The sequence below is a fragment of the Corallococcus sp. CA047B genome (assembly GCF_003612065.1).
In the GTDB taxonomy this organism is placed as follows: domain Bacteria; phylum Myxococcota; class Myxococcia; order Myxococcales; family Myxococcaceae; genus Corallococcus; species Corallococcus praedator.
Genome location: NZ_RAWD01000169.1, coordinates 1 through 20,602, shown reverse-complemented (window position 1 = coordinate 20,602; position 20,602 = coordinate 1). Strand labels below are relative to the sequence as shown.

Genomic DNA, 20,602 nt, shown 5'->3' with positions numbered 1-20,602 from the left:
AGTCCATCCAGGCGCTGTCGAAGGTGGACATCGGGAAGTCCCTGGCGGGCATGAAGTCGGGCCTGGGCGGGCTGGGCACCGCGGTGGCGGACTTCACCACGTCCATGCCGTCCCTGATGGCGAGCATTGGACGGCTGGCGCTGGGCTTCGCCACGGCGGCCATCCCCATCCTGGCCGTCGTCGCGGCCCTCGCCGGCATCGCCCTGCTCGCGGGCAGCGTCTACAAGAGTTGGGGTGACATCAAGCTCCTGGCCAAAGAAGCCTGGAGCGCGATGTCCGAGTCCGTCGCGGAGATGATGGCCGGGCTGAGCGACGTCGCCATGAAGCTGGCGGACGTCTTCGGCCTCGCCTTCAGCGCCCTCGGCGCCACTATCGAAGCCATGGTGGACCGCTCCCTCGACTTCGTCGCCTTCCTCGTGGCCAAGAGCGCGGCTGTGCTCCGACCGATAGCCAAAGCAGCTGGCATGGTGACCACCGAGAAGGTCCTATCGTCGGCGGAGAAGCTCACCGGCAAGGAATTGAAGAAAGGCATCCTCGAGGCCCTCTCGGCCGGGGGGAATGCCTTCCTCGACAAGATGGGCAAGGAGGCGTCGGAGTTGAAGAAGAGCGCCGTCCTCATCGCGACGAAGGCTGCTGACGCGGCGAAGTCGGCAGGCGCGGCGGTCAAGGACACGGTGGGCTTTGGGCTCCAACACTCCGCCTCCGGCCTCGAGGAGATGATGAAGGCCGTCCTGAACTCGAAGACGGTCGAGGAGTGGAAGGCGAAGATGGGGGACCTGAAGGACCTCCTCAACTCGCTCTTCGACGGCAACGCGCAGGCCCACCTCCGCAAGCCGGACGACAACGGCATCGAGGTGTCCGCCGCGGGCCATGCCGGGACAGAACGCTTCGCGGAGCGCTTTCGCGGCGGGCTGGGCTCCCCTGCCATGGACGCCTACAACAAGCAGGTGGAGGACCAGGCGAAGGCCCTCGCGGAGTCCATCCGCCGGGCCGCCGAGGACGCGGCCGCCGCTGCTGCCGCCGCGAAGGACAGCCTCATCGCGGGCTTCGTCAATCGACTGGGCGAGCTGGGCGGCATCATCAACTCCGCGAAGCAGGGCTTCGAGGCGGGCGGCTTCTGGGGCGCCGTCATCGCCGCCATCGGCGAGCTGCTCATGGGCACCGAGGAGATGGCCGGCGCCATCGAAATCCTCAACGGCATCGTCTCGCAGGTGTCGGACATCTTCGGGGCCATCGGCCGCGGGCTCCAGCCGCTGCTGGGCGCGGTGGGCTACGTGCTCGAGGTGGTGGTCAACCTCATCCAGCCTTTCCTGGAAATGCTCGGGGACATCCTGGAGGACTTCGCGCCCGTCATCGTCATGGTGGGCGAAATCCTCCAGGCCCTCACGCCCGTCCTGAGCGGTGCCTTCAAGGCGCTCGCGTCGGCCATCAGCTGGCTCGTGGAGGGCGTGCTGAAGGGCGTCTTCGAAGTGCTGCGCTATGTGGGCCTGGCCATCCTCTACATCATCAAGGGGCTGGCCTCCGCGTGGAACGGCATCATCAGCGCCATCCAGTGGGTGTTCAAGAAGCTGGGGGACATCTCCATCTTCGGCGCGCATCCGCTCGGCTTCCTCCGCGACTGGGGGGACAGCATGGAGTCCGCGAAGATCAACACCGACTCGCTGAACGAGAGCATCTCGAACCTGAAGGACGTCACCTGGGACGCGGCGAAGCGGAAGGCGGAGGAGACGGCGGAGGTCCTCAAGAACAAGGAGGCGCTCGCGGACGTCAACGAGGCGCTCTCCAACGTGCCCGCCCTCTGGAAGGTGGCACTCCGGCGCTTCGACTCGCAGGATGAGCAGGACGGGCCCAACACGCCGGGAGGGAGCGCGACGCCCGCCCCCACCCAGCCGCCCCCTTCCCCGTCGGGCGGAGACGCGGTGTCCGCTCCTGGAGGCTCGGGCTCCTCGATGTTCAACTACATCGTCAACATCACCGGCTATGACGCGAAGGAGTCCATGGAGGAGGCGATGAAGACCGCCGAGAGGTTGCAGCGGCTCTTCGGCCTCCGCGTCTACGGCACCGCCGCGCCCGTCACCAGCCGGTACGCGTAGCGCCCGGGTCGCCCCTTCTTCAGGGGCATGGCCTACCTCCAGCTGTCCGGCATCGAGGTCCGCTGCTCCACCGCCAAGGGACTCATGCAGAAGCCCACACTGCTGGGCCCGCGCATGCGGACCTTCAGCGGCTGGGCGATGAGCGGCACCCGCGCGCGCGTTTTCGCCTGGTCCGGCGGCACGCCGCCCATGGCCCTCTCGGAGGCCCAGGCCCTGCGCCGCCTCGTCGACGGTGAAGGACACTCGTGGGCCTTCGACACCAACGGCGCGGCGGGGCTCGTCAGCAGCAAGGGCGCGCCCGGCACCGTCACGGGCTCCGTCGGAGTGGGGCCCGGCAGTTCCACGCCGCGCTTCGGGGCGGGCGGCCTGGTGCTCGCGTCCGGCGCCTCCGTCACGTGGGCAACGGGGACCACCACCACGTACCTCGTGGGGGCGTGGATCCGGGGTGCATTCAGCTCCGGAGCATGGGTGCACCTCATCGTTGACCCAGGCACGGACATGACCTGGATGAACGGGGAGGAGTGGTACCCAGCCGGGGACCTCATCGGAGAGACAGGCATCGCTCTGGGCGTCGGACTCCTCACTCCCAACGCACTGTCCATCGCCAACCGCACGGCTGAGATGGGCACCCCGAGCGTGCTGGACGTCGATGACCTCGTGCTGCTGCCGTACGCGGTACCGCGGGCGTGGATTCCCCAGTGGTACGCGTGGGGCGCGACGGGCCACCCCTTCGGCCCGCTGCCGTACCACACCGCCACGGGCGACGGCGTACCCGGCCCCTTCCAGGTGCTGGGCCAGGCGGGTGACGCGGCCGCCGTGGAGTACGACGACAGCGGCGCGCGAGTGCAGGGCCAGTACCTGGACTTCGAGTTGTGGCAGCAGCCGGAGGGCACCTGACATGCGCACCCTTTCCCCCGCCGAAACCGCCGTCCTCTCCTGCCGCGCGGGCTTCGCCTCGCACGTGCGCGTCCTGGTGCTGCGCGGCGCCACCTGGACGGACCTCTCCACGCTGCTACCCGGGGACTATCTGCTGGGCGCCTCCTGGTCGGACAGCATCGACGCGCCCGTGTCCACCGCCAGCGTCTCCGTGGTGCGCAACGGCCCGGACGGCAAGCGCCTGTCGCTCGCGCCCATGGTGGTGAGCAGCGTCCTCAACACGGTGGACGCCACCTACCAGCCGCTGCTGCGTGAGGGCGCATACTTCCGCGTGGAGCTGGCCACGGTGCCACTGGACACCCGGCGCGCGGACGTCCCCACCGGCGCCTGGCGCGAGGTGTGGCGCGGCCGCATCGACGAGGTGGACGCGGGCGGGGACGAGCTGCGCCTCACCGGAAGGGATTTGGGCGGACTGCTGCAGGACACCTGGGCGGAGGTGGAGCGCACGTACGGAAGCGCCGCCGGCACGCCCGTGCAGGCCGTCATTCAGTCCATCCTCAACGACAACGGCATGGCCTCCTTCGGCCTCTACACGCCGGTGGATCCGCTCTCCGTGCGCGGGCCGTACGTGCAGGAGCGGGAGCCCCTGCTGGACGCGGTGACCTTCCTCGCCGAGCAGATTGGCTGGGACCTGCGGATGCGCTGGCGCGAGGACGCGGGCGCCTTCGCCCTCACCCTCTGGAGCCCCAACCGCACGACGAACGTGCCCGTGGCCACCTTCGGGCCGGAGAACGTCCTGGAGCTGGGCGAGCTCAAGCGCAGCCTGGAGCACGTGCGCAACGTGGTGGAGGTGGTGTACTCGGACAAGGCGGACAAGGACGCCACCGGCGCGAAGAAGCGCAAGACGGTGACGGCCACCCACGCCAGCAGCATCGCCCTCTACGGGCGCCGGTGGATGCAGGTGGCGGAGGCGGCCTCCTCCCTCATCGACACCGAGATGGAAGCGACGCGGCTGGCGGCGGCGGCCCTCGCCGACCTGTCCGAGTCCGCGCTGAGCCTGTCGCTGACGCTGCCCGGCGTCCACTGGTACCTCGAAGCAGCGGACCTGGTGCAGGTGCTGCCGGACGGCGTGCACTTCGACACGGCCCAGCACATCGCCGTCGTCTCCGCGGAGCACGAGTGCGCGTCCTCCGGTGAGGCGCGGACGAAGCTCCAGTTGCAGGGCCGGCCCAGCACCAGCCGCGCCGTCTGGGCGGAGAAGGACGCGCGCCCAGGTGTTGCCCCCAGCGCGCCCTTCACCGGGCCCTCGGCACCGGCGGGCCTGACGGTGACGAACACCGTCAACGGCTTCTCCCTCGCTTGGACGCCCGCCGCCACCGGTACCGAGTGGGACTCGTACGAGCTGCACGTGAGCAGCACCTCGGGCTTCACGCCCTCGCAGGCGACGTACCGGACGAACGGCCGCGCCACGCGCTTCGACGTCCAGGACCTGGTGGCCGGCCGCGCCTACTACGCGCGCGTCATCCCTCGCGACGCGAAGGGCAACGCGGGCCCCGCCAGCACCGAGGTGACGCTCGCGCCCAGGTACGTCGCGCCGGCCATGCTGCTGCCCACCGTGACGTACGCGGCGCTCCCGTTGAATGCGGACTTCGAGGCGCTCAGCGACGCGTCCCTCCCCCCGGATGGGTGGAGTGTTTCGCCCGGCGCCTGGAACGTGGACGCCTTCGACGAGCCCACCAGCGTCTTCAGTGGCGCCCGCGCCGTGCGCCTGGCGCCGACGCTGCTGGCAACGAAGCTGGGCAGCCAGCGCTTCGTCGTCCGGCCCGAGGACCTCGTGTACCCCAGCGTTCTCATGCGAGGAAACACGGAGGGCACCAACAACAACTTCACCTGCGTCCTCTGGCTCGCATGGCTCGACGCCAACGGCAATCTACTCCCCTCCGGAGGCATCTCGACGGTGGACGTGGGCGTCGCCTCGTCGCTCTGGAAGGACGTCGGCAGGGGGCAGTACGCTGTCGCCCCCGCCAACGCGCGCTACTGCCAGCTCTACGTCGGCAAGGGCAACGCCCTGGCATACACGCTCTTCCTCGACTCGGCGCGCGTGGTGGTGCAGTCGAAGTTGGAGAAGCCCGTGTCGGCGGTGCTCATCACCGCGTCGGGCTGGGTATGGACAGGGGTGCCGCGCGATAGCCCGTCGTACTACCGCAACGAAGGGGAGACCGTCTTGGGGGGCAGCATCAAGAGCGGCACCCTTGGCTCGGCATGCTTCCAGTTGGATGTCGGCTACCGCCCTGCCACGGAGATGCGGTTCCCCGTGGTGAGCAACGGCGCGTTCGGTTGGGTGAAGGTGACGACCGACGGGTACGTCACGCCCATGGCCGGCAGCACCACGGAGTTCTCGCTTGAGGGCATCCGCTTCCGGGCGGTGGCATAAGCCTCACGGCTGGAGCGCGGCGACGACCTTCTGTTGGGTCGCATCATCGTCCGCCCGGACCTCAATGACGATGTGGCCCGACTGGATACGCTGCGCTGGCTCGATGGGGATGCCGTCCATCCGCTTCTTCCATTCGGCCGCAGCGTCGTGAGAGTTGAACTGGAGAAGCCTCACGTCCGCACCGTGGCCCTTGTAGTCGAAGCAGCGCGGCGCCACGATTTGCTCCTTGTCCTCCGTCTTCTCGGTGAGCACGACGCCGCGCGACTTCGCGAACGCCTCGGCGGACTCGATGGTGTCGAGCCCTTTCGAGCAGGCAATGACAGACAGGGCAAGGGCGACGACAAGCATGAGGCGCATGGTGGGAACCCTCCGGGACGCGGAAGCCTACCAGCCCGGCCGGACAGCTCCGGAGGGTCGCGTCAGCCCCCTCCCAGGGAAGGACACTGACGACAGCTCACAAGCCAGACCTTCCTGCGGCGGCCCCGGCGGACCGACTCCTTCAGCGTCAGCGTGCCCTGGCGGGGAGCTACCGCCGCGCCGCACCGGCACGTCCCCGCGCGGAGGTTGGGCCGCATGCCTTGGGCCGCGTTGGCGCACTCCAGGTGCCGCGTGCCGGTGGCGGCGGAGTACTCCACGTACTCGCCCTTGAGGATGCGGCCGCCGCACCCGTCGGCGGTGCACGTGCCGGCCTTCTTCGTGACGATGACGGGCACTGCCTACGCCCCCGCCCCGGACAGCTGCAGGCCCAGCTGGGCCACCTGCCCTACCTGACGAGGGCGAGCGTCCCGGGGCGCCTCGGAGCGCGGCCCACGCACCTTCCCGGCGGCCCGCGCGGGCAGCTCCGGCCCGTGCCCGCGGGCGTCCAGCGCACTGCGCAGCCGGGACAGCCCCCGCTCGCGCAGCTTCCGCACCTTCGCCGCGGACAGCCGCAGCTCCTGGGCCAGCGTCCGCTCCGAGGCCTCCTGCCCACCAGGGCGGCCCAGGCCCGTGGAGGCCTGCACCACGACACGCTGGAGGCGGGGCAACCGGTGCAGGGCGGACAGGGCATCCTCGCGCTCCGCCACCTGCGCGAGGCGCACGGCCGTGGTGTCCACCAGCGACAGCCGCAGCTCGACGCTGGAGGAGGCGCCACTCCGACGCGCGTGGCCGGTGTCCGCGCTGGCGGTGTCGGTGAGCAGCTCGTCCAGGGAGAGGGTGGCGATGGCGCCCTCGCCCAGGGCATGGACGCCAGCGTCTTCCATGCCCTGGCGGCGCAGCACGTCCGACACCTTCACGCCCTCGGAGTGGGCCGCCCGCTTCGCCCGGGCCAGCTTCCGGCGGGCGTGCCGCGTCACGTGGACAGCGCTGCGCTCCTTGGCCGCGTGGCGCTCCATGGCCTGCCTCGCCAGGCGCACCACGTAGGCCGGGTAGAGGCAGCCTCCCGGGCGGCGGCCCGGAGTGAAGCGGCGCCACTTGCCGAGCGTGGCCAGCAGCCCCTCCTGCTGCAGGTCCTCCGCGCTCACCTTCCAGGTGCGCGCGACGGCGAGGGCCAGGCGCGCCACGTAGGGCAGCACCAACCGCGTGAGGTGCGCCTCCGCGCGGCGCTGCTCGGGGCAGCCGTCCGGCAGCTCGCGCAGGAGGAAGAGAAGCGACTCCATCTCCAGCTCCGGCGTGGGTGCCGGCGGGACGGGAGTCGACAGGGGGTGGGTGACGGAGGAGGGAGTCTTGGGAGCAGCAAGGGGACGGCAGGCACTGGCGGGCATGGGGACTCGCTTGCAGCGCGCAACGGCGCAAGGCGGTATGCTGGAGTTCCCCAGCGGCGCTTCCCCGGTGTCCCTGGTCTGAGCGGGCCTGGCCGTCGCACTCGGCCGGGCCCGTCGTCTTTCATCTCCCTCGGCCCCGGCAGTGTGTCCATTCTCGAACGGGCCGCCGGCTCAGCCCGACGGCTTCCGGAAGTAGCTGGCGGAGGTGGCCAGCGCCTCCAGTGCCTTGCGCCCGTTGCCCGGCGCCTTCGTGGGCTTCGGCGGGCGCCCGCGCTTCTTGGCCGGCCGCTCGGCGGGCGTGGACGGCGCCTCCGGCAGGGGTGGCGGGGGCGGGGCGACAGCGTCCTGCGCGCGCACCGCGGCGGCGAGCGGGTCCTCCCCCCACGACAGCTCCACCAGCACGGACGGCTCCCCCTTCGCCTGCTCGTACACCCAGCGCACCAGCGGAGAGCCATCGTCGAGGCGCAGCTGCTTCGCCACCTCGTCGCGGACGCTCTTCAGCGCGATGGGGAGGTTGTCCCCCTTGTCGAGCAGCTTCGGCGACACACGCGTGAGGCGCACCACCAGGAGGGCGGGGCCACTCCAGCCGGGCCACAGCAGGTCCGTCGCCTCGCGCTGGCCCTTGGCGCGCTTGTGCCGGGCCATCGGGTGCTCGCGCCGGTTGGCGGTGTTGACGGTGCGCACGGGCACCACGAAGCGAATGCAGCTCATCCCCTGCCCTCCATTTCGCCGGTGCGCGGCGGAAGGCCCAGGTCGGCCACCAGCTCATCCACGCGCGCGCACCACTCCTCCAGGAGAAGGGACGTCCGGCGCATCATCTCCCCCATCTCCGCGCGGAACTCCCCGGCGAGCTCTTCATCCTCCGGCTCGCGGGCGTACAGGGACGGCTCTCCTCGAAGACGCCGCCGCTCTTCCGAGCGCCACGTGGTGTTGTACTTGCGGAGGCACTCGCGCTGGCCGCACGTCACTGCCTCCCGTCGACTGACTTCCCGAGGGCAGAAGAGGCAGCGGCCCGGCCCCACCTCGCGACGCAGCGCCTCGACGAACTCCGACCGCGGGCAGGCGCTCCCGACCCCTCTCTTCTTCCGGGCGTAGTTCCGGCAGTTCTGGCGCATGCGGCACCTGGGCGAGCAGTACTTCTTCGGGCCCGTGAACACCTTGGTGCAGCGCTCATTGGCGCACTTCCGCGCGCCGGGCGACTCGTCCTGGCAGCTCACGGCCCGTGACCCGCGGGAGCGGTGAAGCGCACCTCCGTCACTCCGTCCGCGAGGCGCGCCAGCTCCGCTCTCACGAGGGAGCCGTACTCCTCTTCGAACCACGCCGCGCCCAGCCTGTCCGGTGCCTCCAGCAGCAGCGTCGCGCCGTCGAGGTCCGGCCGAAGGCGGGCGAGCTGCTCCGCCGCGTACGGCTTCCCGGCCGCGCCCAGGTGCGTGAGCACCGCCCCCCACGTCCGGCCCGCCTGGGTGTCCGGCAGCGTGGGCCCCGTGGCCATGGGCGCGGCCGGCGCGTCCTGCCCCGGCACGTGCCGCTGCCAGACGTCGGGCTTGATGAAGGCCACGGCGGGGCACACGGGCTTGCGCGCCCGGGCCCAGTCGTCTTCCAGGTACGCCCGCCACGCCGCGCGCAGGCGCGCCTCGTCCCCGCCGACTGCCACCAGCGCCTGCTGGTACCACGCCTCCCAGCCCGGGGGCGGAGGCTGGGGCATCGCGTTCGGGAAGGCCGCCAACCGTGCAGCCTGTGCCCATGCGAAGAACGCAACGTGCGCAGCCGGAGCCGAGGCGCCAGATGCCGCAGGCTCTCGCCCTCCTCCGGCATTCCGTGCGGGAGTGGCGCGGGAGCCCCCGGTGAGTGACTCGGCCGCTCGGCTCGGCTGCCTCCGGGGCTTGGGCAGGATGTCCTCGAGTTCAGTCTCTGGCACGACATCACCACCCAGGAGGCGGGCCATGCCGTTACCGAGGTGAGCCACCCTCGGCAGATCATCCCCTCCCCCCTTCGATCCCTGTTCTGCTTCAGCAGTCTTCTCTTCTTCTTTCTCCCTTCTGTTCTCTCCTTTCTCCCCTTCATCCTCCCCCGAGACTCCCGCGCGGGAGGATGAAGGGGACGTTGAGGGGTTGGCGTGGGGGGCGCGCTGACGTCCATCAGGCTTCGCACGGTCGCGCTCCACCTTGGCGACGTGGGCGCCCTGCTCCGCGTCCCAGGTGCTCACCACCAGAGCCCCACCTTCGTTCACGAGAAGCCCGACATCGATGAGCGCGCCCACCAACCGGCCGCGAGCGCCACGCCAGCGCACCGCACGCTCCACGGCATGACTGGATCCAGCACCGGCGAAGCGGCCATCCGGCCTCTCCCGAGCGCAGTAGGCCCAGAGCCGGTACAGGTAGACGTCCGCTTCCGGCTTCCCGAGCGCAGCGCACAGCTGGTGCGCCTGCCATTCTTCGGGAGCGCCGGATCGAAACTTGAACCAGGGCAGGCAGTTCACGGGGTGGGCCTCCCGAACTCGGCGACGACGGCACGAACGCAACAGATGAGCGCTGGGACTGGGCGGAACCACTCACCGGTCATGCGGTAGGCGGCGAACTGCTCGTGCAGTTGCAGCTCGGTCATCCGGCTACCGGGAACGGTCGCGAGCAGGGTCAGCGGAGCAGGATTCGCGGTCTGCAAGCTGACCAAGCGAGTCGCGGGTGCGCGGGACCAACCGATCTTGATAGGACCGTACTTGCCCTGCTGGATGAAATAGACCCAGCCCGAGCGAGAGTCACCAGGGGGAGCCGCCACACGCCGCGCCGGCGGCGGCCCGCGCTGCCCTGTCAGAAGCGCCATGATGCGCTCATAGGCCGCGCGGGTCCCATCCCTCCGCGCCTCGATCCGAATCCTCAACTCGCGCTCCCGCGCCACCTCCGCGCGGAGCTGCTGCACCTTGCTCGCAACATCAAATTCGCAGGCCATGGGTTACCTCTCCTCCTTCGGGGTCCATCCCTTGGAGGACGACACGCCTTCGTCTGCACCAACCGCCGTCCCCTCTCGGCTCACCCCCTGCGCGCAGGCGTGCGGCGGGCACGTGGGCGCGGTGCAGCGCCACGCGCGGCAGCTGGGACACTTCGTGAGGGCCCTCTTGCAGGCGCACTTCTTGAGGACGCGCCCCTTCAACGTGGAGGGTTCGCGCCCACCATGGCCCGCGGCGAGCGCCTCGTAGGCCCGCCAGCGCGCATCGTGCGCATGGGTGACGGCGGCGTAGGCCGCCCGCACCTGGCCCAGCGTGGCCGAGGGCAGTTCCCACAGGCAGTCGGCGGGCCCAAGGCCACACGCCACGGGGACAGGCAGCACCTGCACGTCCTCCAGCCACAGCCCCACGGGCCCCACGTACCAGCGGGACTCGCGTCCATCCGGCCAGAGGGACACCGAGGTGACGCGCCCCACGGCCACGACTGCGCCCGTCAGCAGGTCCGCCGGAGGCGGGGGGAGGACGCCCGCGTGGAGCTTCATCCACTCCCTCATCCCCATGTCGTACTCGCCCGCGCACACCGCGACGTAGGCGCCCAGCACGTCCTCATGCGGAGGGCGCTGGAGGTTGAGGACGGGCGTGTTGCGAACCTGCACGGCCCAGCCCCAGGGCTGGGGTGCCGTCACGCCGAAGAGCCGCGCGCACAAGAAGTTCAAGCCGCACCTCGGCCAGTAGCAGGGGCACCGACGACCCATCCCGCTGGAAGGGTCTGCCTTAAGCGAGTGGCACGCTCGTGTGGGTAGGGCTGGAGTACGGTTTCCCCGTGGCCCTTCAAGAACTCACATCCCGCGAAGCAGTCCTCGCCGCAGTCACCGCGTACAGAGAGCTCGGTCGAAAGGCCTTCCTGAAAAAGTACGGCTTCGGACCGGCCCACAGCTACTTCCTCAAGTACGAGGACGCGCTTTACGACTCCAAGGCCATCGTCGGAGTGGCCATGGGGTTCCAGCATCCAGACCGTGGACCGCTTACCAGCGCTGACTTCCGGGGCGGTGATGCCGCAGTTAAGGCGAAGCTCGAAGAGCTCGGCTTCACGGTGGAGGTCCACAAAGGGCAGGCTGACGCGCAGACATCGAGCGAGCTGCCGCGCCTGGATGAGGGACGCGTCTACTCCTGGGGAGAGCTCGGCGAGCTCTTCCATTGCGCACCGGAGTACTTCAGCTCCGTAGGTGGAATGGCTTCCAGGCCGGAGATGGAGGCGCTCCTTCTCATCACCCACATCGGCGGCGCGAAGTCCTTCGACTACGAGGACTACTGGGATGGTGACGAGCTCATCTACACGGGCCGCGGTCAGCTGGGCGACCAGCGCATGAATGGCCAGAACAACCTGCTTGCCAGCAACCGCTACACCAACTTCGTCTTCGAAGGCGCCGCGACGCGACACCTGCGCTTCCTCGGCATCGCGCGCAGCACACAGCACTGGTGGTCGACTGGCCCTGATGGAAATGGCGCCGAGCGCCGGATCATCCGTTTCCGCCTGAGCTTCAGTGATGGTGTTGCGGCCAAGGGTGCTGCACCTGGGCCCGCAGTCCTCAAGCAGCCGCGCCAGCCAGCGCACCTCACGCCTCGTCCATTCGACGAAACGCGAGTGCCTGCACCCTTCGTCAAAGGCGAAGCACGGCTGTCGCCGGAGGAGATACTGGTGCGGCAGGAGAAAGCCGCGCACGACCACCATTTCCTGATCGCAGCGCTCAAGCGTGCGCTCCTCGCTGCAGGTTGGCAGGGCATCGAAGAGGTGCCCACCTCGGTCGACCTCTGGGCGCGACGCCCGGGGGATGGAGCCCGCGTCATCTTCGAGGCGAAGACACTGGGCGCGGACAACGAGGTGCCCCAGACTCGCTATGCGCTGTCGCAACTGCTGGAGTACCGGCACTTTCGTGGAGCCGCGGAGGACAGTCTCTGCCTGGTCACGAATGCGCCCGTCTCCGACGCAAGAGAGCGCTTTCTCAGGTCGCAAGGAGTTGCCGTCCTCACGTACGACGGCATCACATTCCAGGCCGCGGGGCCTCTCGCAATGGAGATGCTTGGCACGCTCTTCCAGAAGTAGCGCCCAGGCGACAGCAGCGCCGATCACCGCGAAGAGGGAGAGAAAGCAGAGGAGAAGGACGCCCACGCGCAGCTCCGCGCGGGCGAGGAGGTAGCCGGCGCAGGTGCTGGCAAGGAGGAAGCGGACCGGGCTCACGCTGTGCCCTCCCCGCCCTCGGGCGCCGGGAACATCAGCCGCGCTGCTGCCACCAGCCGCTCCACGTCGGGGGCGGTGAGCTGTCGGGCTCGGATGAACTCCACCAGCGGGTGGACCAGCGCCTCTTCACCCTCGCGAGGCTGCGACAGCAGGTCCGCCACCGTGGTGCCCAGCACATGAGCGAGCGCCGCCAGCGTGTTCAGGTGCGGAGAGCGCTCGTCGCGCTCCACCATCGAGACGTAGGACACGCTGATGCCCGCCGCCTCGGCCAGTTCTTCCTGGGTCATGCCTTGGCCAGCAAGTGACTGAGCGCGCAGCTGCCGCACGCGCTTGCCCACCAGGGGGAATGGCGTCCGGTGGGCGCTCATGATGCGACCCTCCGCGCGACCGTCCATGCAGCGCGCACCTGGCGGAGCACGTCCTCGGGAAGGACCCACAGCCCCTGTGCGCCTCGACACGGCACCGGTTCGATGGGCGTCCTGTCCGCGAGCCACAGCCCCGTCTCGCCCATGAACCAGCGGCTGGGACGGAAGGCGGTACCGCGCGTCACGGACTCCACGCGGGCAACGCCGATGATGACACCGGCTGGATGCTCCGACTCCGCAGGGACGCGGAGCCCGAACTCGGTCGCCATGGCCTCGGCGTTGTCCTTGTCCCACGTCTTCCCGTTGTGGATGGCCAGCCAGGAGCCGATGGGCGGCGAAGGGAAGCGGGGGCCACGGTTCTCCACGTCCTTGTCAGCCCGGACGACAGCCCATCCCCAGGGGCGCCAGAGGGTGATTCCTCGGATCCGCGCCTCATCCACGAGACACCTCCGGCATCTCGTCCCAGGTGCGCCCATCAAGGACGCGGCCAGCAGCCGTCTTTCCCAGCGCGAAAAGCGTGTGGACTTCGCCACCCACGGGCAGCGGCTCCGTGGGGAAGGTCACCACCGGCACCCGACACCGGCGCGTGCTGTCGGACGGCATGCCCTCGGGCACCGGCTCGTACAGCGCATCCGCCTCCTGCTCCGTCATCGAGCAGCAGGGTTTCCACGCCCCCCACTGCTTTAAGAAGAAGCACGTACCGGCGGCGACGCACTGGTCGCGCAGGCGCCGCGCCCAGACGGGGTGCATGGGCCGTGCAGCCGGGCCGGACTCACCACCGACGACGACCCAATGAAGCTGAGGCCCATCCTCTTCGTCGTTCGGGCCGCCATTCTCGTAGCGCGCTCCCGAGCGGTAGTTCTCCGCCTGCTTCGCACCCCACGTGGAAATCAGGGTGCCTTCGTGCCCACATTCCGGGCAGCGGTCCGGTCCCTGCGGAGCGTTCTCGGCGCCGCAGGAGTTGCAGTGGTCGATGCGCTCCAGCCACTGCGACAGGTCCACCGGCCCGAGCAACGGCTCGCAGGACAGCCAGCGCACCTCTGCGGGCGTGCGCAGCAGTTGGGAGATGCGCTCGTCCGCGCGCTGCTGGTCCTCCACCGACACGCCCAGCCACACGTTGGGCAGCGGCCAGCGCAGCTCGCAGGGCTCCAGCTTGAGCCCGCGCCGCGTGGCTTCCATCGACGCGATGGACAGCACGAGTCCCTTGAAGTCCTCGCTGCCGACGGTGCGGGCCATGACGTCCGCACGCTTCGTGAGGACCTGGAAGGTGTGCCGTCGCGCGAGCGCCATCGCCGCGAACACCAGCGCGATGTCCTTCACCTGGAGCGACTCGTGGAAGAGGTCGCTCATGCTGTTGACGAAGACGCGTCGGGGCTTCCGCCAGCGGAGCGGCTCGGCCAGCTTCTCCGCGTCCAGCACCACCTTGCCCGTCCACCGCGGGCCAGCCGGGGTGCTCTTCACCAGGCCCTCGTAAGGCTGGCCTGGGCCGGCGAGCCGGATGGCCATGCGCTCCGCGTAGCAGCCACCCTTGCGGTTGCCGGAGGTGCCGCCACCGCAACCGGGAGAGACGCGGGAGCAACCACGCGTTGGGTTCCACACCACGTCCGTCCACTCGATGCTCGTGTCACCCATGGCGCTTCACCTCGCGCTGCGTGGAGAGACCACCGGGCAGGACGCGCAGCTCGGGCCGGACGGTGGTGCTGGTCGTGGGTCGGGACTGGTGGCGCTCCAGCAGGTTCAGGAGCGCGGTCGCGGCGCGGATCAGCGCGGTGGCGAAGAGGACGCCGAGGGCTCGGAGGACGTCACGCATGGCACGCCCCCTCTCCGCCCGAGAACGCGTCCACCAGCGCGACCTTCGCGCGCTCATGGAGGGACCACTCGCGCTTCAGCGCCTTCCGCCAGAGGCTCCAGCAGAGCTTGTCCTTGCAGGTAGCGACGGGCCGGTCCTGCAGCTCGTTGAGGACCTCCCGCCGCGTCCGCGGCGTCCAGCACACCGCGCAGCGCGCCTTGAGGTTGGCCTCCGGCACGTCCCCGGGGCCCGGCGGCGTCTCGCGGAAGAGTCGCGTGCGCAGCAGCCCGCGCTCGTGCGGTGGGCAGTCGCGCACCAGGGCGCGGACGTGCGCGCGGCGCTGCTCTGGCGTGGGCAGAGGGCTACCCATGGAGCACCTCCGGATGCGCGGAAAGGTACGCCTGAGCCAGGGCCTTGCCGGACTCGGTGAGGCGCAGCGAACGTGCCGCCTTCGCACGCCGCGTCAGCAGGCGGAGCTGCTCCAGCCGAGAGAGGTGATCCCAGGCGGCGTTGAGCGACGACCATCCGAAGCGCGTGCACAGCTCGCGCGCGCTGGGCGCCATCTCGTTGGCCTGCTTGTACGCGTGGACGTAGGCCAGCACTTCAAGCTGGCGGCCCGTGGGGGCACCACCGGAGGGGCCGTGCTCTGGAAGAGGACGTTGGCAGTTCATGCGGCACCAGCCTTTCGGGCGCGCCGGTTGGGCTTGGCCGCGCGGCGCGCGCGGTAGAGGGCGGCCAGGTGCGTCGCGAGCTGGGCCACCTCCTTCGGGGTGTTCTGCACGTCCTTCCAGCGCCGGGCGCCGGAGGGGAAAGCCCACTCCCCGGACGTCCAGGCGCAGGCATCCGCGACCAGCGACAGCTCGCCCTCGAAGTCACGCTGCGTGGGCGAAGCGTTGCCCTCCTGCGCTAGGAACTGGCAGGCGGCGTCCATGAGCTGGCTCATCGCGCGCACCCCAGCGCCGTGGGACAGGCGCGACTCCTTCGGCTGCCGCGCCCACGCGTCCGGCCAGGTGCTGGCGACGGCGGCCCACCACAGGGAGACGCGCGCCACCATGGCGTCCACGCCCTCGCCGGCACGCTCCATGTCGAAGAGGACGCCGTCGGAGAGGCTGTCCTCCAGCGCCTGCATCATCGACGTGTCCTTGATGACGGCGGTATGCCCCTTGCCCGTCTTCCCCTTCGCCGCCGGGCACGTCTGGGTGATGAGGAGGCCCTTGAGGCTGCTGCCCTCGTCCAGGTTGAGTCGCGCGACGAGCTGCGCCGGCAGGCGCTTGCGCTCCAACGCCGCGGGAAGTGCACCGTGTGTCGATGGGAGCAACTCGTGGATGAGCCCCTTGGGCAGCGGCTTCGTGGAGTTGACCAGGATGAACTGCTCCGCCTGCTGGCCCACGTCGTCGGTGATGAAGCCGGTGCACGCCAGCGGGAAGGACTTCACCGCCGCGTCTCGCACGGCGGCGAGGCGCTGCTGCCCGTCCACAATGAAGCCCGGCGCATCCGGAGCGTCCGGCCCCGCCGCGCGCGGGATGATGAGGTGCCCGTGCCGAGCGCCCCCGGTGTCCTCGGGCAGCGGCTCGAAGTGCACTCGCGAGTCGAAGGCGAACACCACCGCGTTCGGCACCAGCGCCGTCGCGCTCTCCATGTACGCCTGGATGGCCGCCACGTGGGACAGCACCTCGGGGCGCTGGTAGCCCTCCAGCACGCCCGCGCGCCGCCGCACGCGTGACACCGTGGCGAAGGCTGGCACCTGCTTGCCGTCCACGGCGAAGAGGTAGAGGCGCCGCCCTGGCGTCTGCTCCACCTCCAGGGCGGAAAGCCGGAGCGGAGCACGGGCGGCAGCGCGCACACGCTGCGCCTCGCAGAGGATTCGCAGCCGAGTCCCCTGGCCAGCGCCCATGAGGGGCTCCACCACCGTCCAGCCCGCGAGCGACGACTCGGCGAGCGCTTCGTGCAGCGGCTCCGCGTACGAGCGGCCGGCGTAGACGAGGACGTCCACGGCGCCCGCGGGGTAGAGCCGCGTCAGGGACTCCAAGACGAGGCGGCCCCAGACGGAGGAGTAGTCCCGGGCCTTCCCGCGGAAGGTGAAGTCGTAGGGCTCCACCTGCGCATCCAGCGACAACAGCCCGTGGAGCGCGGACACCACGTACACGTGGCTCGTGGTTGCCTCCGCCTCCGCGAGATGCGCGCGGAACAGCGGGCCCGTGTAGAGCTCACGCGCGGGCGCCGGGTGCGCCAGCTTCGCCTTGCCGCAGCCCACGAGAGCCACCTGGATGGGCGTTCTCATCGGGTGGGCCTCCGCGTCACGCCGGCCTTGCAGTTCGCGAGGGAAGCCCGCGCCAGCGAGCCCATCTCCATGGCGCGCAGCCAGGCGTCGTGCGTGGACTCGTTCCAGACCGAGACGACAGGGCCAGTGCCGTCGGCCAAGGTGACGCGGGTGCCCGCGTCGTTGCCCAGCCTGACGCGCACCGCGGACGTGAGGCGCTTGGTGGGGGTGCTCACGGGGCACCTCGCACCGTCTCCGGGGAGGACGTGGGCACCCGCGCCACCAAGGCCGTGCAGTTGTCCCGGCTGCCGCTGGCGAGCGCGGACTGCACCAGGGCCTCGGCGGCCACCTGGGCAGAGGCCGCGTCCTCCAGCACCGCAGCGAGCTGCGCATGCGACAGCGTGTCGTGCACGCCGTCGGTGGAGAGGAGGAACACGTCCCCGGGGAACACCGTCGTCGCCAGCACGTCCGGCTCGGCGTCTTCGCCCAGACCGAACGCGCCCAGGTAGCGGACGAGCACGTGCCGCTCGATACGGTGGTCCTGGGTGAGCTGCGTCAGGCGGCCCGCACGCAGCAGGTACACCCGCGAGTCGCCCACGTGCGCCACCACCGCCACGCCCGACGCCGCCAACAGCACCATGGTGAGCGTCGTGCTGCCGTTGTAGTGCCGGGCCACCTGGTCCCGCACCACCTCCGACGCAGCCTCGGCAACGGCCGCGCGCGCCACCTGCCCCAGTCCTGTGGCGGACGAGGCGCTCGCCTCCAGCACGGCCACACGCAGCACCGTCGCGACCGCCGCCTGGGCGGACTTGTCGCTACCCTCGTGCGAGCCCACGCCGTCCGCGACGGCGGCCACCAGCCCACCGCTGCTCACATGATGCCCGACGGCGTCCTGCTGGTAGTCCCGCAGCCCCTTCTCGGAGCACGAGCCCACGTCGAAGGAGGAGCTCATCGGCCACCGTCCTTCACGAGCGCGTGCACCTGAACGTCGAGCCCCACCAGCAACTGGCCCGACACCGATTCGCGCTCGCCAAAGGTGTCCGCGAGCCCGCGCACCAGGGCAGCAACATCGCGGAGCCGCTGTCGGAGACGAGCCTCCTCCCCTTCTGAACCAGCGCTGCGCGGCGCCGTTGGGGCGCCTCCCGTCGTCTGCATACACGTCTCCTGTTCGCGCCAGCGGGCGCGATGACTTCGAGTGGTGGTGAGGGCCGCGCTTCGCTCCGCAGGCTTGGCGCGGAGGGAGAGCTACGAGCTGCTGCTCTGGGCGAGCAGCGTCAAAGCGGTTTCGAGCGCGTGCTGGAGGCAGGCGTGGTCCGCAGTGCAGTCGCGACAACCAGGAGAGGCAGCGACGCGCGCACGAAAGGCGTCAGCCTGGGCCCGTGTGCTCGCCCCGTGCGCATCTGCCGTCATGAAGCGCTGCGAGGAACCAACAGCATCAAGACCACGCTCGACCGAAGTCCCCGAAAACACAGAGGAATCAACACGGTTCAAGAGCGTGATGGGTCCTGGCTTTCTACAAGAAGATGAAGGCCCTGGGCCTGCGCCGGGGGCAATCCGAGTCGTAGGTGCCTGCCTTCGCCGCGCCTTTTTCCGTGAGAGAAATCCCGTAGCCGCGGAAGACGCGGCTGTGGTAGCTGGCCCGCAGCCACTTGACGCTCCGATGGCGGCGCGACACCTCGTCGCAGCCGTAGGGTGTCCTCGGGTGGTTCTGCTCGACCGGCGCCGCCCGTGCTTCGACTCAGTCGTCGCTGGAGGCTCCCATGCCCACCTCGGAACTGCCCCTGCTTGAGTTCGTGCTCACGAACTACAAGAACTTCAACGCGCGCGCGACGCGCGATGCGCTCCTGTCCTACTGGCAGCACGTCTCAAGTGGTGGCCGGATGTTCTGGAGCGTCGCGGGCGCGATGTCGTCCGCGCAGCTCGGCCTCTCCCTCGCACCCGCCATTCGCGCGGGGCTGATTCACGGCCTGTCGGTGACGGGGGCCAACCTCGAGGAGTCGCTCTTCCGCCTCGTCGCTCACTCGGCGTATCGGGACTTCCCCGAGTACCGATACTTCACCAAGCAGGACGACACGCGGATCCTCGAGCAGCGGATGCGGCGGGTCACCGACACGAGCATCCCCGAGGACGAGGCGTTCCGCGCGGTCGAGAAGATCATCGTTCCGATGTGGAAGGGCGCGTCCGAGCGGGGAGAGCGGCGCTTCTGGCACGAGTACTTCTACGACTGCATCCTGGCGTTGGAGCCCTCCGCCTTCGAGGGAGACCCCGAGGCCTGCTGGCTGCTGGAGGCGGCGCGGCGCCGGCTGCCCATCGTCGTCCCTGGCTATGAGGACTCCACGTTCGGGAACATCTTCGCGTCCTACGTGAAGACGGGGGACTGCAAGGCGAGCATCGTGAAGTCGGGCATCGAGTACATGGTCGACTTCTACGACCGCTACGAGGAGCTCTCCGCGGGCAACGGTGTCGGCTTCTTCCAGATTGGTGGCGGCATCGCCGGTGACTTCCCCATCTGCGTCGTGCCCTCGACGAAGTACGACCTGCAGAAGCCCGTGAAGCCGTGGGCCTACTTCTGCCAGATCAGCGACTCGACGACGTCCTACGGCTCGTACTCGGGGGCGACGCCCAACGAGAAGATCACCTGGGACAAGCTCACCGAGACGACGCCGATGTTCGTCATCGAGTCGGATGCCACCATCGTCGCCCCGCTGATGCTCCGCGCGCTGCTCGAATGCCAGAGCCAGCCGGAGGCCGCGGCCTCGCTCATCACCCGGCATCTGGGCTGAGCGGCGGAGCGCCTCAAGGCCTCCTCGGGGAGCCGTCAGGCCGTGGGCGGTGGCTCAAGGCCGCATTGACGGCTCCTCGCGGCGTCTGGTCTATTGGTCCACAGGGCGCCGAGGGGCGCCTGTGCCCGAAAAGACGACGTCACCCTCGCTTCACCCGCAGCCGACATGCTCCCGATGAAGTCCTTCCACGGTCCACCAGCGGGTGAGGGCCGCCACCGAAGGAATCGTCATGGGAACCGGCAGCACCTCCACGCTCACGCTTCATGAATGCAAGGTCCGGGCGTCGCTCCTGCTCAAGGACCTGGACTCCCCCGACACGGCGCGCGCCACCCGCGCCGCCGAGCGGATGCGCGCCCTGCCCTTCTTCGCGAGCCTGCCCCTGGGCCAGGTGCTCGCGCGCCGGGACACCGTGAAACACAAACACGGGCTCACCGTCATCGCCCGGGAAGCAGGGCATGCCACCTGGGCGCTGCTGAAGCAGGCCCTGGAGTCCGTGTCCGCGCCGGGCCTGGACACGCGCGTGTTCTTCCAGAAGGGCCCGGCCGTCTTCCTCAACCGCTGGTGCGCCACGTACGAGGAAGCGGCGGCGTCCCTCGCGGCGCAGGGTGGCTTCCTCTTCCCCTTCCGCCACCAGTACTTCGTCTGCGAGGCCGGCTTCCTCCAGGCGCTGGGCATCGACGTGAAGGATCCAGACTGGGAACGGCTGGGCCACGACTGGGTGCGCCCCCGCGACCCCGCCGCGAAGGCCCGGCTGGAAGCGAAGCTCGTGGCGCTCGGGTACGGAGGCCAGCATGTCGCCGGTTGAGGACTCGCGCGCGTCCCGCGCCGAACGCAAGCGCACCTACAAGGAAGCCGCGGTCCCCATGGGCATCTACGCCATCCGCAACCGCGTCAATGGCAAGGTGTTCGTGGGCCACAGCCTCAACCTGCCCGCCATGTTCAATCGCATCCGCTTCGAGTTCGCCCAGCGCATGCACCGCGTCCCTGAACTCCAGGCGGATTGGGAACGGCATGGCGAGGCGGCCTTCTCCTTCGAGGTGTTGGACAAGCTCGAGCCCCTGGACGAGCCCGGCCCCACCC

The 20,602-nt window shown here is 69.9% G+C and carries 25 protein-coding genes; 8 read left to right on the top strand and 17 right to left on the bottom strand.

All coding sequences use genetic code 11. From position 1 onward, the window contains the following. The 3 genes from D7X74_RS43095 to D7X74_RS24520 form a co-directional block, all read left to right on the top strand. On the top strand, positions 1-2,093 hold a 2,093-nt coding region (locus tag D7X74_RS43095; RefSeq protein ID WP_158622287.1), incomplete at its 5' end, for a hypothetical protein. Positions 2,094-2,120: 27 nt separating this feature from the next. Further along, positions 2,121-2,990, top strand: a complete 870-nt coding sequence (locus tag D7X74_RS24525) for a hypothetical protein (protein ID WP_120535423.1) — start codon at positions 2,121-2,123, stop codon at positions 2,988-2,990. 1 nt (position 2,991) lies between these two features. Continuing rightward, positions 2,992-5,403 carry a fibronectin type III domain-containing protein gene (locus D7X74_RS24520; protein ID WP_120535422.1) on the top strand — a complete coding sequence of 804 codons (2,412 nt, stop codon included), beginning with the start codon at positions 2,992-2,994 and terminating at the stop codon, positions 5,401-5,403. Positions 5,404-5,406: 3 nt separating this feature from the next. Here the strand turns inward: D7X74_RS24520 and D7X74_RS24515 are convergent, their stop codons facing one another. The 8 genes from D7X74_RS24515 to D7X74_RS24480 all read right to left on the bottom strand — a co-directional run bounded on the left by D7X74_RS24515 (position 5,407) and on the right by D7X74_RS24480 (position 10,802). Further along, positions 5,407-5,760, bottom strand: a complete 354-nt coding sequence (locus D7X74_RS24515; RefSeq protein WP_120535421.1) for a hypothetical protein — start codon at positions 5,758-5,760, stop codon at positions 5,407-5,409. A 62-nt stretch (positions 5,761-5,822) separates the two neighbouring features. Then, positions 5,823-6,116 carry a hypothetical protein gene (locus D7X74_RS24510; RefSeq protein WP_120535420.1) on the bottom strand — a complete coding sequence of 98 codons (294 nt, stop codon included), beginning with the start codon at positions 6,114-6,116 and terminating at the stop codon, positions 5,823-5,825. Between the two features lie 3 nt (positions 6,117-6,119). Then, entirely contained in the window at positions 6,120-7,040 is a 921-nt protein-coding gene (locus D7X74_RS24505; RefSeq protein ID WP_233602232.1) for a sigma factor, read from the bottom strand. Between the two features lie 276 nt (positions 7,041-7,316). After that, complete coding sequence (locus D7X74_RS24500; protein WP_120535418.1) at positions 7,317-7,856, bottom strand: hypothetical protein; 540 nt, start codon at positions 7,854-7,856, stop codon at positions 7,317-7,319. Then, the gene (locus D7X74_RS24495) at positions 7,853-8,362 is read right to left on the bottom strand and encodes a hypothetical protein (protein WP_120535417.1); all 510 of its coding nucleotides are present in this window, start codon (positions 8,360-8,362) and stop codon (positions 7,853-7,855) included. The genes D7X74_RS24500 and D7X74_RS24495 overlap by 4 nt, the downstream gene beginning before the upstream one ends. Beyond that, positions 8,359-8,871, bottom strand: a complete 513-nt coding sequence (locus D7X74_RS24490) for a hypothetical protein (RefSeq protein ID WP_120535416.1) — start codon at positions 8,869-8,871, stop codon at positions 8,359-8,361. The genes D7X74_RS24495 and D7X74_RS24490 overlap by 4 nt, the downstream gene beginning before the upstream one ends. Positions 8,872-9,620: 749 nt before the next feature. Next, complete coding sequence (locus D7X74_RS24485) at positions 9,621-10,091, bottom strand: GIY-YIG nuclease family protein (protein ID WP_120535415.1); 471 nt, start codon at positions 10,089-10,091, stop codon at positions 9,621-9,623. A 3-nt stretch (positions 10,092-10,094) separates the two neighbouring features. After that, complete coding sequence (locus tag D7X74_RS24480) at positions 10,095-10,802, bottom strand: hypothetical protein (protein WP_120535414.1); 708 nt, start codon at positions 10,800-10,802, stop codon at positions 10,095-10,097. Positions 10,803-10,909: 107 nt separating this feature from the next. Between D7X74_RS24480 and D7X74_RS43710 the strand changes: the two genes are divergently transcribed. After that, entirely contained in the window at positions 10,910-12,190 is a 1,281-nt protein-coding gene (locus tag D7X74_RS43710) for a hypothetical protein (RefSeq protein WP_199741886.1), read from the top strand. Between the two features lie 131 nt (positions 12,191-12,321). On the opposite strand, the gene D7X74_RS24470 is transcribed toward D7X74_RS43710, so the two are convergent. The 9 genes from D7X74_RS24470 to D7X74_RS24430 form a co-directional block, all read right to left on the bottom strand. Then, positions 12,322-12,693, bottom strand: a complete 372-nt coding sequence (locus tag D7X74_RS24470; protein ID WP_120535425.1) for a helix-turn-helix domain-containing protein — start codon at positions 12,691-12,693, stop codon at positions 12,322-12,324. Then, positions 12,690-13,055, bottom strand: a complete 366-nt coding sequence (locus D7X74_RS24465; RefSeq protein ID WP_147446667.1) for a hypothetical protein — start codon at positions 13,053-13,055, stop codon at positions 12,690-12,692. Before D7X74_RS24465 ends, D7X74_RS24470 begins: the two co-directional genes overlap by 4 nt. A gap of 67 nt (positions 13,056-13,122) precedes the next feature. Further along, positions 13,123-14,322: a DUF5131 family protein gene (locus D7X74_RS24460; RefSeq protein WP_120535412.1), complete on the bottom strand. Its 1,200-nt coding sequence runs from the start codon at positions 14,320-14,322 to the stop codon at positions 13,123-13,125. Further along, positions 14,315-14,500 (bottom strand): hypothetical protein, encoded by a 186-nt coding sequence (locus tag D7X74_RS24455; RefSeq protein WP_120535411.1) that lies wholly within the window; start codon positions 14,498-14,500, stop codon positions 14,315-14,317. Before D7X74_RS24455 ends, D7X74_RS24460 begins: the two co-directional genes overlap by 8 nt. Continuing rightward, positions 14,493-14,849 carry a hypothetical protein gene (locus D7X74_RS24450; protein ID WP_120535410.1) on the bottom strand — a complete coding sequence of 119 codons (357 nt, stop codon included), beginning with the start codon at positions 14,847-14,849 and terminating at the stop codon, positions 14,493-14,495. Before D7X74_RS24450 ends, D7X74_RS24455 begins: the two co-directional genes overlap by 8 nt. After that, positions 14,842-15,150, bottom strand: a complete 309-nt coding sequence (locus D7X74_RS24445) for a LexA family transcriptional regulator (RefSeq protein WP_120535409.1) — start codon at positions 15,148-15,150, stop codon at positions 14,842-14,844. The genes D7X74_RS24450 and D7X74_RS24445 overlap by 8 nt, the downstream gene beginning before the upstream one ends. Next, positions 15,147-16,760 (bottom strand): DGQHR domain-containing protein DpdB, encoded by a 1,614-nt coding sequence (dbpB, locus tag D7X74_RS24440; RefSeq protein WP_233602231.1) that lies wholly within the window; start codon positions 16,758-16,760, stop codon positions 15,147-15,149. Before dbpB ends, D7X74_RS24445 begins: the two co-directional genes overlap by 4 nt. Beyond that, the gene (locus D7X74_RS24435; RefSeq protein ID WP_120535408.1) at positions 16,757-16,975 is read right to left on the bottom strand and encodes a hypothetical protein; all 219 of its coding nucleotides are present in this window, start codon (positions 16,973-16,975) and stop codon (positions 16,757-16,759) included. Before D7X74_RS24435 ends, dbpB begins: the two co-directional genes overlap by 4 nt. Continuing rightward, positions 16,972-17,691 (bottom strand): PP2C family serine/threonine-protein phosphatase, encoded by a 720-nt coding sequence (locus D7X74_RS24430; RefSeq protein WP_120535407.1) that lies wholly within the window; start codon positions 17,689-17,691, stop codon positions 16,972-16,974. Before D7X74_RS24430 ends, D7X74_RS24435 begins: the two co-directional genes overlap by 4 nt. A 23-nt stretch (positions 17,692-17,714) precedes the next feature. Between D7X74_RS24430 and D7X74_RS44895 the strand changes: the two genes are divergently transcribed. From D7X74_RS44895 to D7X74_RS24415, 4 genes are all read left to right on the top strand, one after another. Continuing rightward, positions 17,715-17,849 carry a hypothetical protein gene (locus D7X74_RS44895; RefSeq protein WP_255424474.1) on the top strand — a complete coding sequence of 45 codons (135 nt, stop codon included), beginning with the start codon at positions 17,715-17,717 and terminating at the stop codon, positions 17,847-17,849. A 650-nt stretch (positions 17,850-18,499) separates the two neighbouring features. Then, on the top strand, positions 18,500-19,522 hold the full coding sequence (locus D7X74_RS24425) for a deoxyhypusine synthase family protein (RefSeq protein ID WP_120535406.1): 1,023 nt from the start codon (positions 18,500-18,502) through the stop codon (positions 19,520-19,522). A 229-nt stretch (positions 19,523-19,751) separates the two neighbouring features. Further along, positions 19,752-20,327, top strand: coding sequence for a hypothetical protein (locus D7X74_RS24420; protein ID WP_120535405.1), 576 nt, complete (start codon positions 19,752-19,754; stop codon positions 20,325-20,327). Further along, the coding region (locus tag D7X74_RS24415) for a GIY-YIG nuclease family protein (RefSeq protein WP_147446666.1) at positions 20,314-20,602 on the top strand (289 nt) is incomplete at its 3' end. The genes D7X74_RS24420 and D7X74_RS24415, both read left to right, overlap by 14 nt.

Coding starts and splice junctions, on each gene's coding strand:
- D7X74_RS24505 (WP_233602232.1), bottom strand. CDS start 7,040: ATGGAGTCGCTTCTCTTCCTCCTGCGCGAGCTGCCGGACGGCTGCCCC.
- D7X74_RS24515 (WP_120535421.1), bottom strand. CDS start 5,760: ATGCGCCTCATGCTTGTCGTCGCCCTTGCCCTGTCTGTCATTGCCTGC.
- dbpB (WP_233602231.1), bottom strand. CDS start 16,760: ATGAGAACGCCCATCCAGGTGGCTCTCGTGGGCTGCGGCAAGGCGAAG.
- D7X74_RS24485 (WP_120535415.1), bottom strand. CDS start 10,091: ATGGCCTGCGAATTTGATGTTGCGAGCAAGGTGCAGCAGCTCCGCGCG.
- D7X74_RS24430 (WP_120535407.1), bottom strand. CDS start 17,691: ATGAGCTCCTCCTTCGACGTGGGCTCGTGCTCCGAGAAGGGGCTGCGG.
- D7X74_RS24450 (WP_120535410.1), bottom strand. CDS start 14,849: ATGGGTAGCCCTCTGCCCACGCCAGAGCAGCGCCGCGCGCACGTCCGC.
- D7X74_RS24420 (WP_120535405.1), top strand. CDS start 19,752: ATGGGAACCGGCAGCACCTCCACGCTCACGCTTCATGAATGCAAGGTC.
- D7X74_RS24470 (WP_120535425.1), bottom strand. CDS start 12,693: ATGAGCGCCCACCGGACGCCATTCCCCCTGGTGGGCAAGCGCGTGCGG.
- D7X74_RS24525 (WP_120535423.1), top strand. CDS start 2,121: ATGGCCTACCTCCAGCTGTCCGGCATCGAGGTCCGCTGCTCCACCGCC.
- D7X74_RS24425 (WP_120535406.1), top strand. CDS start 18,500: ATGCCCACCTCGGAACTGCCCCTGCTTGAGTTCGTGCTCACGAACTAC.
- D7X74_RS24460 (WP_120535412.1), bottom strand. CDS start 14,322: ATGGGTGACACGAGCATCGAGTGGACGGACGTGGTGTGGAACCCAACG.
- D7X74_RS24445 (WP_120535409.1), bottom strand. CDS start 15,150: ATGAACTGCCAACGTCCTCTTCCAGAGCACGGCCCCTCCGGTGGTGCC.
- D7X74_RS24520 (WP_120535422.1), top strand. CDS start 2,992: ATGCGCACCCTTTCCCCCGCCGAAACCGCCGTCCTCTCCTGCCGCGCG.
- D7X74_RS24500 (WP_120535418.1), bottom strand. CDS start 7,856: ATGAGCTGCATTCGCTTCGTGGTGCCCGTGCGCACCGTCAACACCGCC.
- D7X74_RS24455 (WP_120535411.1), bottom strand. CDS start 14,500: ATGCGTGACGTCCTCCGAGCCCTCGGCGTCCTCTTCGCCACCGCGCTG.